The organism is Sphingobacterium sp. HMA12, assembly GCF_002933815.1.
Lineage (GTDB): Bacteria > Bacteroidota > Bacteroidia > Sphingobacteriales > Sphingobacteriaceae > Sphingobacterium.
Genome location: NZ_BEYR01000001.1, coordinates 101,734 through 119,605, shown reverse-complemented (window position 1 = coordinate 119,605; position 17,872 = coordinate 101,734). Strand labels below are relative to the sequence as shown.

Below are 17,872 nucleotides of genomic sequence, written 5' to 3'. Positions count from 1 at the left end.
TAGCTTTTTCACATTATTTAACGGGATTATATTGTCTACTTCGTTGGTAATTTGCCTCAAAATTTAGGATATTTGTAGCCTAACAACTCACCATGATGATGGACAATAAAGCGATCTCTAAAATTTTTAAGCTGTGCAGCCAATTAATGGAACTTCACAACGAAAACCCATTCCGGACAAAGGCAATGGCTAGTGCATCTTTTAAATTGGACAAATTACCTTTTCGTATCGATGAGGCCTCGCTTGAAGAATTGAGCGCACAACAGGGCATAGGAAAAAGTACAGCCGAAAAAGCAAAAGAGGTGGCACAATCAGGTACGTTCAAGGAGCTCGATGAGTTATTGGCAAATACACCATCAGGGGTTGTTGAAATGCTAAACATAAAAGGTCTGGGGCCCAAAAAGGTGCAGATTATCTGGCAAGACATAGGGATAGAAAGTGTTGGTGAACTACTGTATGCCTGTAATGAAAACCGTCTTGTTGAAGCCAAAGGATTTGGATTAAAAACCCAAGAAGAGATAAAAAAATCCATTGAATTTTCCATATCGAATCAAGGATGGTTTCTGTATGCCAAAGTATTGTCTCAAGCCGATGCATTTTACACTGCTCTAAAAACACACTTTCCTTCTTCGCTCTTATCTTTTACCGGAGATTTTAGAAGAAAGTGCGAAGTATTAAGTACAGTAGATCTTCTCATTTCTGAAAGCATTGAATCCGTAGAAAAATTTCTGGGTAATTACACATTGGTAGAGAAAACAGAAAATTCCTTAGAAATCACAGATGAATTCGGTTTTACATTCAAGGTTTTCAGCACGAATATCAATGATTTCTATCGTGACCTCATTCTCAGTACAGGTTCCACTGTGCATTTGGATCTTTTGTACAATATTCTTTCTGATCTACCTTCACTTTCCAGTGAAGAAGCTATTTATCGCAATTTAAGACTCGATTATATTGAACCGGAATTACGTGAAGGTCTCGACGAAATTGAACGCGCTCAGAATCATACCCTACCTCAATTAGTACAATTTAAAGACCTTAAGGGAACGCTACACAATCACTCAAGCTATAGTGATGGTGTACATAGTTTAGAACAAATGGCTCTTCAATGTAAAGATACATTAGGTCTTGAATATCTTGGAATATGTGATCACTCACGAACTGCCGTCTATGCAAATGGCCTTTCCATCGAAAGATTGGAAGAACAATGGAAGGAAATTGCTTCCTTAAATGAAAAGCTGGCACCTTTTAGAATTTTTAAAGGAATAGAATCCGATATCTTAAGTGACGGATCACTGGACTATCCCGACGAGGTATTGGCGAAATTTGACTTTGTTGTGGCCTCTGTCCATTCCAACTTAAAGATGGATAAAGAAAAAGCAACCACCAGACTGATTAAAGCAATTGAAAACCCATATACGACAATTTTAGGGCATCCAACAGGTCGTCTTTTATTGAGTAGATCGGGTTATCCGCTCGATTATAAAAAGATAATTGATGCCTGCGCCGCCAATCAGGTCGTCATTGAAATTAATGCGAACCCTTTAAGGCTGGATTTAGATTGGAGATGGCATCGTTATGCCGTGGAAAAGGGTGTATTGCTATCGATCAACCCCGACGCCCACCGCACTGAAGGACTACTGGATATGCAGTATGGTATTTTTGTTGCACAAAAAGGTGGACTTGAAGCAAAAAATTGCCTTAATACATATACGTTGGCAGAGATTACACACTATTTTACAAATCGCAAAAGCGTTTAAAGATTGTCATGTCACATAAAACAAATGCCGTCCGCCTTTTGGATACGGCAAAAGTAAAATATAGTTTAAGAGAATATGAAGTTGATGATCACGATGTAAGTGCTGATCATGTGGCGTTGTCCTTGGGTCTATCCCCCGAAACACTTTATAAAACGCTGGTGTTAAAAGGAAATAAAGACCCTTATATTGTTGCCGTAATTCCGGGAAATGCTCAGCTTGATTTAAAAAAGATCGCAAAAGCCGCCAATAATAAGAATTGCGAAATGCTCCCCATGAAGGATCTGCTTACTGTAACGGGCTATATTCGTGGTGGCTGCTCCCCCATTGGTATGAAGAAATTATTTCCAACATTTATTGAAGAAGCCGCTCAGTTAGAAAATGAAATTTCTGTAAGTGCAGGAAAAAGGGGCCTTCAGATGATATTAAACCCTAACGACCTGGCGCGGGTGGCTCAAGCCACCTGGTCAGACTTAATTAGTATTTAAAAGCTTTATTTTTACACCTTCCGTCCATACAATAGAATACGTTTAAAAGCATAAATTGCCGGAAATCTCGAAAAGAACAGCTTTATCCGCATTTTAAAATCGCTAATGAATTCGGGGCGCTTATCCTCGTCCAATCGTTCGATATAAGGAATCAATGCCGATCCAGAAATAAAGTCATAAAGCATATCCGATTCTGCTGCAATAATTGGATATACACGAAGAGACAGATCCAAATCTTTCAAGCCCGAATCAAACAAAATCGCTGCATATTCATCAATACTTAGTACTGATGAAGGTCTATTCCAACCAGCTAAATAACTTCGATAAGGCTCTTCCTCAGCCATCTCAAACAGAATTTTATTTAATACATTTCCAGGTTGGTAAGGCATTTGGACAGCCAGCTGTCCGCCCTGGCTCAATTTGGAAATAAGCCTGGGAAAAAGTACACGATGGTCGTTCAACCATTGCAACGCCGCATTACTGAAGATGAGATCCCATGAACCCGTTGTTTCCAAAAAATTTTCAACATTGCTGTTCTCAAACTTTAGACGTTCATTTTCAAGTTTACTACTGGCCAATAACATTTCTGGAGAAGAATCTATTCCAAGAAATGTCGCATGGGGGAATTTATCGCTCAAAATAGCCGTTTGCTCGCCTGTTCCGCATCCGAGGTCAACGGCTCTCATCTTTACTTCCGAAACTATTAGTTCGGATAAATCAAAAAAAGGTTTGAAACGAATGTCTTTAAACTGATTATATACATCTGGATTCCAAGGCATAATAACATTTTTTTATTTGAAGTCCAACAGGACTGATAAGACAATTTTTATTTAAACAATTCCAGTATTTCAGGAACTTCAACTTTTCCAAAATAAGAACTCAGATCTATCGAATTCAGCAGTGCAGAAATTCCCTCCAACTGATGCTTTTCCCCTATTAACAGTTCTTCCAATTCATGAATAGACTTAGAAGCAAAAAAATCCCCAAAAATCTTGGCGTGTTCAATATAACCTTTATGTACGTCTAGGTGTAACTCAATAAAACCCGCAGGGATCTTTATCGCCTTTTTAAAATTATAATTCGGAGAGAAACCGAAATTCCAGTCCCAGGTTTCATATTTTTCTTTGACTATCTTTTCGATATTTTGAATATCAGCCAACGAAAATTGGGTTAACTCCGCTCCGGGATTTTCTTTTTGCATCTCCGTGATCAATAGTTCCTTAAATTTTGTTGTTGTAAATTCCGCTGGAAGATAATCGATCAGATTTGTTACCCGGGCCCGGTTCGACTTTACAGCCTTATCAACAAATTTAAGCGGATTTACTTTCAGTGCATCACTCAATATTTGCATCTGCGAATCGATTAAAATAGTACCATGTTGAATCATTTTACCATTTTTCGCGAGTTTGGCATTCCCACTAAATTTTTTTCCATCCACCAAGAGATCGTTTCTTCCTTCCAGTTTTGCCGGAATATTCAGCTTATTCAAAACCGAAACAATGGGTTGTGTGAAGGTCGAAAAATCCATAAAATCCAGATTTCCCAATAGCGTATGAAAGGAGAAATTGAGGTTTCCTAAATCATGATAAACAGCACCACCACCGGACATTCTCCGAACGACCTTAATTTTATTATCGTTCACGTAATCCAGGTTTATTTCAGCAAGCGTGTTCTGGAATTTACCAATGATAATTGACGGATCATTCATATACAACAAAAATATAGGCTCTTTTGGATATTTGGTGAGCAGATATTCCTCCGAGGCGATATTGAAATAAGCATCATGAGAAGGTGAATCTATAATAAACATCGATTTTTTTATTTTCTTAAAATTAGCAAGAATCCATCTGGCTTAATTCATCTCAAACTCATAATTTCCGCCATTGGAACATTTTACCTGGGCTTTATGATTAAGTTCTCAAATGACAGCCAAAATAATAGACTTTTTGCAGGAGCCGAATTCTTTTTACTCACGCTCATCAAACTGTCGACATCTCATCATCTTTTAGAAAAAAGCATACGGAGAAATCACACTATTATCCTTATCCGCACGGGGAATGTTTAGCAGATTTTATTTTTGCTTCAAGGTTCTCGATAATCAATTTAGAGAAATCCTCTTTTAAAATTTCCTCTGTTTGACATAATGCACCGGGACTAAAAACATTAATTTCCATAATACGGTCACCTACAATATCCAACCCCACGAAGTACATTCCATCCTGAATTAATTTATCCTTGATTTTATCAACCATCTGCAGTAATCCATCTGATATGACTGCGGCTTGGGTTTTCGCACCCTGATGCACGTTGCTCCGGATTTCATCACCCTGTTGTACCCGGTGGACAGCAGCGTATTTCCCATGAATTGAAACAGGTTCACCATTGAGCAAAAAGAATCGGATGTCACCACCCGCAGCTTCGGGAAGATATTCCTGCCCAATTACGTAACCATCCCGCGCTATAGCTTCTACTGTCTGCTTTAGATTTTGTTGATTATCTTTATTGATTAAAAACACATTTTTACCGCCTGAACCTTTTAGGGGCTTTAGAATAATCAGTTTATTTTGTTGTTCAAAAAACTCGACTACATCTGCATAATTCCTGGTTACAATTGTCTTAGGCCGAATAGATTCGTCAAAACCTTCGAGATACAATTTGTTACTTGCCCTTCCCAGACTATCGGGATCATTGATCACCTGTACCCCCTTCTCTTTTAACAGCGAAGCAAATTGCAGGGCAGATGTTGCTGCCCAGGGCCGATTGACCATATCAAGAACAGGATCGAATCTGAGCCAAACTACATCCATCTTCTCCATATTCATTTTTGTCTTTGTCGTCGCTCGCAGCACCTCCATCAGCCGCTTGGCTGAAGTAACTTCCTGCTCAGGCAATACTTCCCGCACATGGGCTGCGATGTGGGCAGATTCATAATAAAAATCTGCTAATCCGATGTAATAAATTGCATGTCCCATCTGATGTGCCTTCAATGCGAGAAGGGTTGTTGTGAAACGTTCTGTTTCTTTATGGGTTTGATTAATAACAAATGCTATCTTCATATAGTGTCGCTAATTATTGTATCATCTGAAATATTCCTTTACTTTTCTTTAGATTTGCCAGTACATCGTTATAAGAAGATGTCAGGTATTTAGGTGTCAAAACCGGAGCATTCAGGATCCCTTTAAGCATCAATTCCTCGACTATCGGGATGTAATCCTCCCTGATCTTACCCATGGTCAATAAGGTAAGATCCCGGCCACTTTTTATATAATTTATTAATTCGATCAAACCGCTGAGGTATAACGCATCTTTTGTGAGTCCGCCACTTCTAAAAACACGCATGGTCATTTGAAAAGCTGTTTCCGGCAGGAACTGATACTTATCTACCAACAGTGCAAAAGTATCTAAAAACGTGTTTCCCTGTTGCATGTGGTATACCGCAACCACCCGGCCTGCCAGTATACGCAACCGATTATTCGTCAATCCGCCAACTAAATATTCGGCAAGTACCGCCAGCCCCTCCTGAAGCTTTTCATAGCCGGGTACTCCCAATCTAAAAAGACTGAAAGGTTGCTGTTTGCCATTGTAATAAGTAACGATATGCGTCCCTACTTCATGCTGGATTAGTGCCTGTACCCTATTCCTTGGCAAACTATATTGTTTACTGATGTTTAACACACCCTGATTGACCATGACCCCGTAAATATCATCTCGAAGCCGTACAGTAGTAGAAAAATTCGGATCCTGACTTTTTAAATAATCCAGTTCCTCCTGGGCTAGTTTGGCAAATTCTTCGGCATAGACAATATCTTCTTCTTTTGTTCTACTTTCCCTATCCGTCACTGTGATTGTTAAGATGGCCTGTGCTTTCTCGAGCAGTTTCTCATTGACTGTACCAAAAACCTGCATGCTGCCGAGTAAAAATCCTTCTTTCCCTCGCTCACTGAGCATAGTCATCATCTGATCAAGCTCTTTGCGTTTGTCTCGGAACAAATAAGCAATCGATGGGTCGTAGAGATCTTCAATATGCAGATTATACAAATTCCGTTTGATAATATCAGGATCAATGGGCATAGGTCGGTAACGAAAAACAGGCACTTTACGATAATTCCCTTTTCTGAACTGTAGCCATGCATCGTAAGAATTCGTCGGAGTAATTAATAATAGAAAATCAAAACGTTGGCTTTCACGCGCCAGTTTTTGATCAATTTCCCAAGCCAATGGAAGCATCTTTTTGGGATGACTTATTTTAAATGATGTCGGTTTTGAGAGGGTATGTATCCGAATAAACTCAAAAAATGTCTTGGACAAGCTCCTGGATATTGCTTCACGAAAATGTCGCAGGTCGATCGGCAGTATTTGCTGATTAGCTCCCAATAGATACTTCGGTTTGATTTCCAGCCCCATGTAGAGAATATTGCTATTTAACTTATCTAGTTGGATACTTGCGGGTGAAAGACTCTGTGTCGCATTGGTTTTCGATTCGGTCACAATCTCAACCTTAGCAATAGATTCCTCTGTTTCCAATTGTTTTCCAAGATACTGAGCAATGGATTGCACATTTTTCCGGGCGATATGGATCTGGATATCCTCTTCCTGGCCTTGTCCTGCGGTCCATGCCTCTATAATAAGACAGGCGCCAAATTCTTCAACAAGCTGATTGAGTAGGGGAGCAATCCAGTCGGACACATTCATTTCCGGATCCTTCACTCTAAAATATGCAGGTTCTGATTTCACCAATTCCGCCAACATCGGATCTGGACTAAAAAACTGCCGATAAAGAAATAGGTAAGGTACAACCTGATTGAATACCAGTTTATTCTTTGGTGGTATCTGAACATGAAAAACCTCTTTATTTTTGATCTTTTTTAGAATGCCCGCCAGCTGCTTTGCATTATCTTTCATAGGCAAAATAGGATTCAAGTGTTTCTATACTTTGCATTAACAACTGTTTATACTCCTGTAGCTTTTGAGGAAAGACCTCCCCCGTCCATTCATCCATAAAATCCTTTCGAAACTCAATGGAAAAAACGCAGCCTTTATCACCAAATTTCTTATTTAAATAGGCGGACAAAAAACCACCCTTAAATTTAATATTCTCACGCACATCATAATCCTGCCCATCCTTGCCCTTTCTAAGCTTAGCTAAAAATAAATCTGTCAAGTCTCTCCATTTACTGTGATTATGTTCTGTACCAACATTAATCTGCGGATTTTTGACCTGGTCAACAACTGTATCCGGGCCATCGCGGCGTGCATTGTAACTATGAATATCATAAACAACAAAATAACCATACCGATCGATTGTATTTTGAATCTGTTGTACAATTTTTTGATATAAACGATCATAAGATTCGTACAATTGATCTTTATACTGCTGCGGCAATTGTGTTTGCCATACCCGTATTCCCCAGGATTGTTCAGGTGTCAAATAAATTGCTCCTTCCTTATTCCGATTCAAATCCAATTGAAATCTCGAAGTGCCACAAACAAAACGATTGAAGGGCAATTCTGCCAAAATAGCGGTATACGGATCCTCTTCACGTAACCGATTTTCGGGAGAAATATGCAAATACGATTCTAAATCCGCATCGATGTGATGGCCATCGTGAACTGCAAAGGCCCAAAAAGGACTTCTATAATTTTCGAATTGATAAAGATAGGACAGCGACATGTACTTTATTTTAAACAGTTTCACTTATTATTTGCTCACTCCGATTAGTAAACGCTTACAGGCAATAAAAGGTTTGAAAAATAAAACAACATGCAAACGGTAAAATCTCTTGCCACCTTTGTGGCGATATAAAGCGTTAAAAATCGTTAAACCGGCTGGTCGTTTTATGCCTTGGCATTTTTATTGGAAGATGTTTACTAGTTTCATAAATTTAGGTTAATAATTAGTTAGTTTATAAAAAACCTGTTAGTCCCCGCTAACAGGTTTTTTATTTTTCTTATACGAAAAGAATATACATACTAGAATATTTTACTGAAAATCAACATACAAATACTAAAAAATGTTAAAAAACCAAAAAAAGTGAAAATACCTGAAACATTTTATGTTGAGATCACGTTATACTTGTACTTTTCATAAATTTAGGTTAATAATTGGTTAGGAAAACTCCTGTTGCTCCCCGCTTCAGGAGTTTCTGTTTATCAGTAATTTACATAATAAAACAAAGAAACATCCCCCAATACCATCAACATACCTTAATACGTTTGTCACATATCAAAGTTCGATGAAGAATTAGCATTTAAAAATCAACGGTATCAGTGTATAGCGAAAATGGAAGCAAAATTATAAGTTAACAAAAAAATGACAATTTATTCATCTTAGGTAAATAAATTTTGGCACAGGTATTGCACTGTTTTAAGCATTCATAAATTTAGGTTAATAATTGGTTAGTTAAAACACTTGAAGTTCCCCGCTTCAAGTGTTTTTCGTTTAACGACTCCTGTAAAAGATTTAGAGAAGTTGCTTTAATGCAATTTCATATGCTCTGGAAGCAATCTGTGTACGATCAGCAGAAGAATCTCTTATCTTTTTCAAAGCCTCAAAAATCACGTTTGAAACATCAGAGAAAATCGCATCATCACTCATTTCTATATTTCGCTGCATTAAATAGGCGAATACCCTTGCCATACCACAATTTGCAATAAAATCAGGTATCACCGCAACATGTTGATCAGCAAACTCCATCACTGGTCCATAGAATATTTCCTGATCAGCAAAAGGTACATTTGCACCAGAAGCAATGACTTCAAGTCCATTTTCCAGGAGCTGCTGGATCTGATCTTTTGAAACCAAACGTGATGCAGCTGCCGGGACAAAGATATCGGTCCTCAGTCCCCATATTTCCTTCTGAGTCTGCTCAAATGACATCAAATCCGGCGAATTAAGCTCGTTTCCCCTACGATCCAGAAGTAATTGTGTAATTTCTGCTTGGCTAAAACCTTCAGGATTGATTAAACCACCAGCCCGATCAATAATTCCGACAATTTTCACACCCAGCTTAGAGAGGTAGAATGCTGCGGCGGCGGCAACATTCCCCCATCCTTGGATGACTGCACGTTTTCCTAGACAGTCGCTTCCAAAAAGTTGATAATAATGGCGTATAGATTCAGAAACTCCATAGCCTGTTATCATGTCTGCAACCTTATATTTACGCTTTAAATCCGGACTGTAGGTATTATCTTCCAACACTTTGGACACTCCATAGCGCAACTGTCCTATCTGGTGGATACGGTTACTCTCATTTACCTTAAAATGTCCATTCAAGATACCTTCCTGTGGATGCCATAGGCCATATTCTTCGGTCAATGGAATGACATCATGGATTTCATCGATATTAAGGTCCCCCCCTGTCCCGTAGTAATTTTTTAATAGCGGTGTCACCACTTTAAACCAACGGTCCAAAACCTCATTTTTGCGTGGATCATGTGGATCAAAGTCAATTCCTGACTTGGCACCACCAATCGCGGGTCCTGAAACCGTGAACTTCACTTCCATAGTTTTGGCAAGGGATTCTACTTCATGCCGATCTAGGCCTGCCCGCATCCTTGTGCCCCCCCCTGCTGCACCACCCCGCAAAGAATTGATAACAATCCATCCTTTGGCATCAGTTTCACTATCTTTCCACTCAAACACTATTTCTGGACTTCTATGCTCAAATGCGCGCAATAATTCTTTCATACCCAACATATCCTTATAGATTACCTCTGCGTTCCTGTTCCCGTTCAATTGCTTCAAAAAGTGCCTTAAAATTACCGGCACCAAAACTCTGCGCGCCTTTTCGCTGAATAATCTCATAAAACAAGGTGGGCCGATCTTCCACTGGTTTAGTGAAAATTTGGAGTAAATACCCCTCTTCGTCACGGTCCACCAAAATACCCAGTTCTTGGATAATCCGGATTTCCTCATCTATCACCCCGACCCGCTCTGGAAGCATATCATAGTATGCTTCGGGAGGAGCTCCCAGAAATTCGACACCCCTAGATTTAAGTTCCCTCACGGTACGTACAATATCCTTCGTTGCCAATGCCGCATGCTGCACACCTTCACCTTCATAAAATTCAAGATATTCTTCAATTTGAGATTTCTTTTTTCCCTCCGCAGGCTCATTGATCGGAAACTTTACATAGCCATTGCCATTACTCATCACTTTGCTCATCAATGCTGAATATTCGGTATTGATCTGCTTATCATCAAAGGACAAGATGTTGACAAAGCCCATCACATCCTGGTACCATTGAACCGTTTCATCCATTTTATTCCAACCCACATTGCCAACGCAATGATCGATATAGAGCAAGCCGGTCTCTGCAGGATTATAATCACTTTCCCATTTTTCATATCCTGGCATAAATACCCCGCTGTAATTCTTTCGCTCCACAAAGAGGTGCACCGTTTCTCCATAAGTGTATATCCCTGCAGTCCAGACCTCCCCTTGTTCATCTTTGAACAGTTGCGGTTCTTGATAAACCTTTGCTCCTCTTTTGGTCGTCTCTTCAAATGATTTTCGGGCGTCATCAACCCATAAAGCCAGTATTTTGACGCCATCGCCATGCTTTTTTACATGCTCAGCAATCGGATGGTCCGATTTAAGCGCTGTGGTCAGCACCAGTCTTATTTTATCTTGTTTTAGAACATAAGATGCACGGTCTCTAATACCGGTCTCGGGTCCTGCATAAGCCTCCGACTGAAAACCAAAGGCAGTTTTGTAATAGTGTGCGGCCTGCTTCGCATTCCCCACATAAAATTCAATGTAATCGGTGCCATTAATAGGTAGAAAATCTTGCGCTTGGGCAATCTTCTCTGCAAATGTATTTGCCATAATTTATATAAAGGTTATTCGTATTCAACTTAACTCATCCAGGATTTAAAATAATCCGGATCTTCAATTTCTAACGCTTCTTCTGTCAGCATCAAGGGACGGAAAGGATCGATCATGACCGCAAGTTCCTCTGTTTTAACTTGCCCGATACTCTTTTCCACAGTACCGGGGTGTGGCCCATGCGGGATACCGCCCGGATGTAATGTAATCTGTCCTTTCTCAACCGATTTCCGGCTCATAAAATCACCATCCACATAATATAGTACCTCATCCGAGTCTACATTGCTGTGGTTATAAGGCGCGGGTACGGATTGTGGATGATAATCATATAGACGTGGGCAAAAACTACACAACACAAACGTATCGGTCTCAAATGTCTGATGGACAGGCGGGGGCTGATGTAATTTCCCGGTAATCGGCATAAAGTCATGAATGGAAAATGCCCAAGGGAAATGATAGCCATCCCAACCAATAAAATCAAAGGGGTGGCTTCCATAGATGTACGGATAGATCAATCCCTGTTTCTTGATTTTCACCTCAAAATCGCCAAGCTGATCAAAAGTTTCCAGATCCTGTGGTACATGGATATCCCGTTCGAAAAAAGGAGCATGCTCCATCAGCTGACCAAATTCATTCCGATACCGCTTTGGTGTACGTACCGGAGAAAACGATTCAACAATAAATAATCGGTTGTCTGTCTGATCAAATTCCATCTGGTAAATTGTGCCTCTAGGGACAACCAGATAGTCACCATACTGAAATGGAATGCTTCCGTACCCCGTCTTGAGTTTCCCTGTTCCTTGGTGCACAAAAATAATCTCGTCGGCCTGGCTATTTTTATAAAAATAATCCGTCATGGATTGACGTGGGGCAGCCAGTGAAATGTGTAGGTCCTGGTTGACCAGAACAGGTGTCCGGCTTTCCAGATAATCATCTTTGGCCTTAACCTGAAATCCTTTTAAACTGGTATGTTTAAGATGTTTTTCACGGACAATCTTGGGAGTAACATCATAAGGTTCACGGATCTGTTTGACCAGTGTAGGCGGGTGGCAATGATACACGAGCGAATAAAGACTGGAAAAACCATGGGTAGAAACCAATTCCTCCGCATAGAGCGTATGATCGGGCTTTCTAAAAACAGTATGTCGCTGTGCTGGAATTTGCCCTTGTTTAACATAAAATGGCATAATTCTACGATTTAAAACGGTTATAAAAATAAATGAATATCAACCTTGCCAATAGCATCGATTGGCAAAAAACTCGAGGGGATTAGTATTGTGCAAAAACGATATCAGCTATAATTGCTCTATTAAAAGCAATATAGGGCATGGATGACGCAAAGCGATGTATTCCATGATTAATCATTTTTACTAGTTTATAATGTTATAATAAAGGTAAGAATATTTTTCTGTTTTCAAGGGAAGAAATATTTTTTTTCAAAACTTATACGATATATTTGTGTCGCATTCAAAGATTGAATAACCAATAGAATATTCCGATATGAGAATTGTTACATGCACGAAAAACGGCCAACAAGAATTAGGAATTATGATCAATGACCGGGTGTACACCTGCTCGGAAATAGCTCCTTCCCTTCCAACCGATATGACTGCTTTTTTGGTTCGTGGCGATGAAGCCGTAAACGATTTAAAGTATTATCACAACGCATTGCTGGAGGGGCGGATGTCCAGACCTTACCAGCTATTTCAAGATAATCAACTTGTTGCCCCAGTACCGCATCCGACATCGGTGCGTGATGCTTATGCTTTTCGGCAGCACGTAGCGACGTCAAGAAGAAACCGCGGACTGGATATGATTCCGGAATTCGATGAATTTCCTGTTTTTTACTTCTCCAATCATCAAGCCATACAAGGCCCCGGTCCGATACAATGTATGCCGCTGCATCTTGAACAACTGGATTTTGAACTTGAAGTAGCCATTGTGATCAATAAAACCGGGATAAATATCCCTGCCTCAGAGGCCGATGAGTATATTGCTGGTTATATGATCATGAATGACTTCAGTGCCCGAAAACTCCAGCTGGAAGAGATGAAATTAAGCTTGGGTCCGGCCAAAGGAAAGGATTTTGCTACAGCAATTGGTCCTTGGTTAGTCACCAAAGACGAATTGGAACCTTATAAAATTAAATCTTCAGCGGATCATATTGGCGACAGATACAATTTAGACATGTCATGCCGCGTGAACGGTCAACAGGTTTCTTCCGGTAATTTCGCTACAATGCACTGGACATTTGCCGAAATTATCGAACGCGTCTCCTATGGTGTACGTCTTTTTCCTGGGGATGTGATCGGTTCAGGAACAGTTGGAACGGGATGTTTTTTAGAACTCAATGGCACAGGACGCATAGAGAATCCGTTTCATCAGGATCGATGGTTGCAGGAAGGCGATCAGATCGAACTGGAAGTAACAGGTCTGGGAACACTTTCTAACACTGTTGTGTTATACCACCAATAAATCTATTCAACCAATGAATTCTTCTTTCGATACAGTCACTTTTGAGTCCTCGGCCGATAAAGCCATCATTGATAATTTAATCAAATATGCCATTGCACCTCGCCCAATCTGTTTTGCGAGCACGATCGATGGGGAAGGCAATGTCAACCTGAGCCCTTTTAGCTACTTCAATCTGATGTCACACCAGCCACCAATATGTGTGTTCTCTCCCTTACGTCGCATGCGTGATGGAAGTACCAAGCATACGCTGGACAATATCCAAGAAGTTAATGAGGTCGTCATCAACATCGTAAACTATGCGATGGTACAGCAACAGTCTCTGGCGAGTACAGAGTACGCCAAGGAGGTAAATGAATTTGACAAATCTGGGTTTACACCGGTCCCATCATTACACGTTCGCCCACCACGGGTAGCGGAATCTCCGGTTCAACTTGAATGTCGTGTGAGAGAAGTGATCGCCATCAGCGACGAGCCTGGAGCAGGAAATCTTGTTATTGCCGAAGTTATCTATATGCATGTGCACAAAGAACTCTTGCACAAAAACAATACGATAAAACAAGAGGAACTCGACCTGGTCGCCCGTCTCGGCGGTGACTGGTACTGCCGTATAACCAACGAAAATCTCTTTATAGTTCCTAAACCACTCCGCAGTCTGGGTATTGGTATCGATCAGCTACCCGAAAACATTCGCCTTTCCAAAGTACTCACCGGAAACCATCTCGGGTTACTAGCAAATGTAGAATCCTTGCCAGTTTTAGAGCAGGCCACCCAAGAGGATAAATATTTAAACTATCTCCGGCTGAATTTTCAACAAGGTTCACCACAATTGACACAAGAAATACATACTTATGCTGCACAATTGTTGGATTCAGAACAATTGAACAAAGCATGGCAAGTCTTATTAAGCCTATAAAAATGCTTCTTGGCACACGATACACAAAAGCAAGGCTAAAAAAACAGGGAAGCATAGATTGATGGCTATGCTTCTTTTTGGCAGAGGTCAGTGGAATTGGAATAAATCATTTCACTCAATGGTTATTTAAGGGCTCCTCCTTTGCTACCCGGATACCATCATCAATAAGTTTTTTTAAGCTTGGACGTTCAGTAACAATAGCTTGGAGCTTACGTTCTACATTTTCAGCGAAGTCGTAAGCATGATTCGCCAAGGCGATCTCATAAAGTTCTACCAGAGCCAGCCAGCTATCTGTGCTTTCAGATTGCAGCTGGTCAAAGATGTTGCTCCAACTCTCCCCTTCAAAATTTCCTATGCGGAGCTGTTCAATTGTAGCATGTAAAGCGATCAATTTTGAGCTTTCAGGCTGACCATCCCATGCAGCCGATGGCCCTTCTATTTCTTCATCAATAGACTCATAAGCATCTTTGTCTGCTGCACCCGCAAAGACTGAAACGATCTCAGCTCCAATAGCCATGTCGTAAACTCCCCATTCAGGTTTAAAATAAATTTCCTTCCGGCCATTTCGGTAGACTTCACAGTCTTCAAATGAAATCAATACAACTTTACCCGCCTGACGCGCAATATTAAAAACAAGGCCCTCAACTTCAATCCCTGAAGAAAACCGTAAAGAACATCGCTTTCCTTGACTGATACCATGAGCGATCATTTCTTCATCGGAGAAATCCGCCAGATCTTTATTGCTATCTGCGAGTAGACCGACCGGAGAACCAAAGCCTTCGTGATGATAACTTACGCCGTGTCCTTCTAATTGCCTCCCTGAACACGCCAATGCAGTGGGCCCTGCTGCTTGTATATAGGAAACAGATTGATCTGCATTCGCTGCCTTAAAAATACCGGACACCTGTAGCCCAGAACTATAAACAACCGTGCATACAGCCTGACAATCAATCGCTTTTTCCAAACTTTGTTTGCCGCCGATCCGGAAGGCCATGGTATCTGCAAATTGATTCAGGACATCCATTAAATGTTCAAAATTGGGTGTGACAAACAACTGTGGCTGTGGCTTAGTGATATCATAGGTATATGCTACAGTATTTAAATCGTAAGGGAGCTTAGGTACCGACTTCTGCATACAGCTGGCACTTTCACCAATGGAAGACAGTAGCCCCGCACCATAAATCTTAGGATCTTCCAGACTACCGATCAGACCATACTCCACAGTCCACCAGTGCAATCTACTTAGTAAAGCCATTTCCGAAGGTTCGCCCATATTATCCTGAACAATCTTCAACTGATTTTCAGCTTCCATCAACTCGGCTTCGGTTGTACCCGCATGCTCTTTTAAAATTGACAGATGACGAATGGCCTCATATAATTCGAAATCCTTACGGGATGACAATGCTTTTGTCCCAATTTCACCAAAATACTGTAGATAAACCGCGTAGTCCGGCTCCCCTATAATGGGCGCATGTCCGGAAGATTCGTGAATGATATCCGGTGCTGGTGTATATTCGATATGCTCCAATTGTCGGATATCTGCGGCGATGACCAATACTCGATGCGCCTGAAATTCCATAAAAGCTGCCGGTGGAATAAATCCATCGACTGTTACAGCCCCCCAACCAATTAATTTCAAACTATCGTTCATTTGTTGCAGATCCGGTATGTACGCAATGGAGAGTCCAGCTTTCTTCAATCCCGGTATATACGGATAATAGGCGACATCTTTTAAAAAGGAATAATTCTGGCGCATGACATAGCGCCACAATGCTTGATCCAAAGCTGTGTAACGTTCGTATTGCTGGGCGACTACATAGCGCTTTAAATGTTTGGGCAACTGCTCCAAAACAACATTATTGTATGTTTCCATTTATAATCGGTATCAAAATAAAGTGTGAGACTTTGTATGAAGGTAGAAAATATTTATGGCTTCCGAAAGGCTAACCTGACATTCTCACAATTTTTACAAAATATATCAAAGGTATACCCCTTTAAACCTTCCTAAACAAATTTAAAAAAACCTCTTTTTCCTAATTTAATTCTAAAACTAGTCTTCAGGTCAACAGCCAGATCCGGATTTATACATTTAGTTGAATCAATCTGAACTGCTCCTTCGGCTATGAGTCGGCGGACAGCAGATTTGCTCAAGTCCTTTTTTAAAAAGTGACAAAGATCAACAAGCTTTGCAACAGGCCCCAATTGTGCTTTGGCGAGTGGCAGTGATACCTCTTCAAAGCTTTTATCGTCAAATGACTTTTGCTGAAATTGTTTAGCAAAAAAATCCGCTGCATCCGTTGCCGCCTGCTGATCGTGATATTGACACACGAGATTGTGTGCAATAAGCTTTTTGACTTCCATCGGATTTTCGCCCATTTCCATGCGTGATTTCAAGAGCGTCTTTTCTGATCTGGTAAAGTCTGTCGTGAGATCAATATAATCCGGGATTAAAGTGTCGGGAATAGACATTGCTTTACCGAACATGTCATTCGGCTTATCCAACAGACCAATGGTATTGTGCAGCGATTTGCTCATTTTCTCCTTACCATCTAATCCTTTGAGCAGTGGCATACAGAGCACAACTTGAGGATCGAGACCGAAAGATTCCTGAAGTTGTCGCCCCACTGTACAATTAAACAACTGGTCTGTCCCCCCCATCTCAATATCGCTTTTGATGTGCGCCGAATCAAAACCTTGCAGTATAGGATAGATGAGTTCATGCATGGCAATAGGCTGATTTTCCGTAAAACGCTTGTGAAAATCATGTCGTTGCATAAGTTGCGCAACTGTCACTTTTGAAACAAGCTGAATAACCTCCGAAAAATCCAGTTTATCTAACCAATCGCCATTAAAGACAACCTTTGTCTTCGACATATCGATAATTTTGGCTAACTGAGCAATATAAGTAGCCGAATTGTCAGCTATTTTTTCCTGGCTCAAAGGTTTGCGAGCCTTGTTTTTCCCTGTTGGATCTCCAATCCGAGCGGTAAAACTTCCAACCAAAACGATGACCTGATGGCCCAATTCCTGAAATTGTTTTAGTTTTTTCAGCACCACGGCATGCCCCAGATGAAGATCCGGAGCAGTAGGATCAAAGCCCAGTTTAATAATCAGTGGCCGCCCCGTCTCTTTAGCCTGTTCCAATTTGGATCTCAGCCCACCCACGGGGAGGATAATTTCAATGTTTTCTTCTAAATCTGTCAACATAATGGTATAAAAACAAAAAAGCCCGAACGTGATGTTCGGGCTTAGCTATATAAATAATTGAATTCTCTAATTTTTAATAGGCATAATGTTCCCGAACTACGATCGGGAGATAATAATTAACGAAAAATGGAAGACGTAAGATATTATTCATTTTCTTCATTGCCTAGGCAAAGGTAATGCTATAATTTCAAAATTCAAAAAAGA

General features: G+C 40.6%; 14 protein-coding genes. 4 read left to right on the top strand and 10 right to left on the bottom strand.

All coding sequences use genetic code 11. From position 1 onward, the window contains the following. Positions 1-98 precede the first annotated feature (98 nt). Both HMAT_RS00515 and ybaK read left to right on the top strand, forming a co-directional pair. A complete protein-coding gene (locus HMAT_RS00515; RefSeq protein ID WP_104383233.1) occupies positions 99-1,760 on the top strand; it encodes a DNA polymerase/3'-5' exonuclease PolX in 1,662 nt (553 codons plus the stop codon). Between the two features lie 8 nt (positions 1,761-1,768). Beyond that, positions 1,769-2,245, top strand: a complete 477-nt coding sequence (gene ybaK, locus HMAT_RS00510; protein ID WP_104380876.1) for a Cys-tRNA(Pro) deacylase — start codon at positions 1,769-1,771, stop codon at positions 2,243-2,245. A gap of 11 nt (positions 2,246-2,256) precedes the next feature. Here the strand turns inward: ybaK and HMAT_RS00505 are convergent, their stop codons facing one another. From HMAT_RS00505 to HMAT_RS00470, 8 genes are all read right to left on the bottom strand, one after another. Beyond that, positions 2,257-3,024 carry a methyltransferase domain-containing protein gene (locus tag HMAT_RS00505; RefSeq protein ID WP_104380875.1) on the bottom strand — a complete coding sequence of 256 codons (768 nt, stop codon included), beginning with the start codon at positions 3,022-3,024 and terminating at the stop codon, positions 2,257-2,259. 47 nt (positions 3,025-3,071) lie between these two features. Beyond that, on the bottom strand, positions 3,072-4,055 hold the full coding sequence (locus HMAT_RS00500; protein WP_104380874.1) for a lipoate--protein ligase: 984 nt from the start codon (positions 4,053-4,055) through the stop codon (positions 3,072-3,074). Positions 4,056-4,287: 232 nt separating this feature from the next. Then, positions 4,288-5,301, bottom strand: coding sequence for a glutathione synthetase (locus HMAT_RS00495; protein ID WP_104380873.1), 1,014 nt, complete (start codon positions 5,299-5,301; stop codon positions 4,288-4,290). 13 nt (positions 5,302-5,314) lie between these two features. Further along, positions 5,315-7,147 (bottom strand): flavohemoglobin expression-modulating QEGLA motif protein, encoded by a 1,833-nt coding sequence (locus HMAT_RS00490; RefSeq protein WP_104380872.1) that lies wholly within the window; start codon positions 7,145-7,147, stop codon positions 5,315-5,317. Beyond that, positions 7,137-7,916, bottom strand: a complete 780-nt coding sequence (locus HMAT_RS00485; protein WP_104380871.1) for an N-formylglutamate amidohydrolase — start codon at positions 7,914-7,916, stop codon at positions 7,137-7,139. The genes HMAT_RS00490 and HMAT_RS00485 overlap by 11 nt, the downstream gene beginning before the upstream one ends. Positions 7,917-8,705: 789 nt before the next feature. Continuing rightward, positions 8,706-9,989: a Glu/Leu/Phe/Val dehydrogenase dimerization domain-containing protein gene (locus HMAT_RS00480; protein WP_233789069.1), complete on the bottom strand. Its 1,284-nt coding sequence runs from the start codon at positions 9,987-9,989 to the stop codon at positions 8,706-8,708. Continuing rightward, positions 9,946-11,073, bottom strand: a complete 1,128-nt coding sequence (gene hppD / locus HMAT_RS00475) for a 4-hydroxyphenylpyruvate dioxygenase (protein WP_104380870.1) — start codon at positions 11,071-11,073, stop codon at positions 9,946-9,948. The genes HMAT_RS00480 and hppD overlap by 44 nt, the downstream gene beginning before the upstream one ends. A 29-nt stretch (positions 11,074-11,102) precedes the next feature. Continuing rightward, positions 11,103-12,260, bottom strand: a complete 1,158-nt coding sequence (locus tag HMAT_RS00470; protein ID WP_104380869.1) for a homogentisate 1,2-dioxygenase — start codon at positions 12,258-12,260, stop codon at positions 11,103-11,105. 313 nt (positions 12,261-12,573) lie between these two features. Between HMAT_RS00470 and HMAT_RS00465 the strand changes: the two genes are divergently transcribed. Further along, the gene (locus tag HMAT_RS00465; RefSeq protein WP_104380868.1) at positions 12,574-13,548 is read left to right on the top strand and encodes a fumarylacetoacetate hydrolase family protein; all 975 of its coding nucleotides are present in this window, start codon (positions 12,574-12,576) and stop codon (positions 13,546-13,548) included. A gap of 13 nt (positions 13,549-13,561) precedes the next feature. Next, complete coding sequence (locus HMAT_RS00460) at positions 13,562-14,461, top strand: flavin reductase family protein (protein ID WP_104380867.1); 900 nt, start codon at positions 13,562-13,564, stop codon at positions 14,459-14,461. Between the two features lie 115 nt (positions 14,462-14,576). Here the strand turns inward: HMAT_RS00460 and HMAT_RS00455 are convergent, their stop codons facing one another. Together HMAT_RS00455 and tyrS are read right to left on the bottom strand one after the other, a co-directional pair. Then, on the bottom strand, positions 14,577-16,334 hold the full coding sequence (locus tag HMAT_RS00455) for an aromatic amino acid hydroxylase (protein WP_104380866.1): 1,758 nt from the start codon (positions 16,332-16,334) through the stop codon (positions 14,577-14,579). Between the two features lie 131 nt (positions 16,335-16,465). Then, positions 16,466-17,668 carry a tyrosine--tRNA ligase gene (tyrS, locus tag HMAT_RS00450; RefSeq protein WP_104380865.1) on the bottom strand — a complete coding sequence of 401 codons (1,203 nt, stop codon included), beginning with the start codon at positions 17,666-17,668 and terminating at the stop codon, positions 16,466-16,468. Between the last annotated feature and the right edge of the window lie 204 nt (positions 17,669-17,872).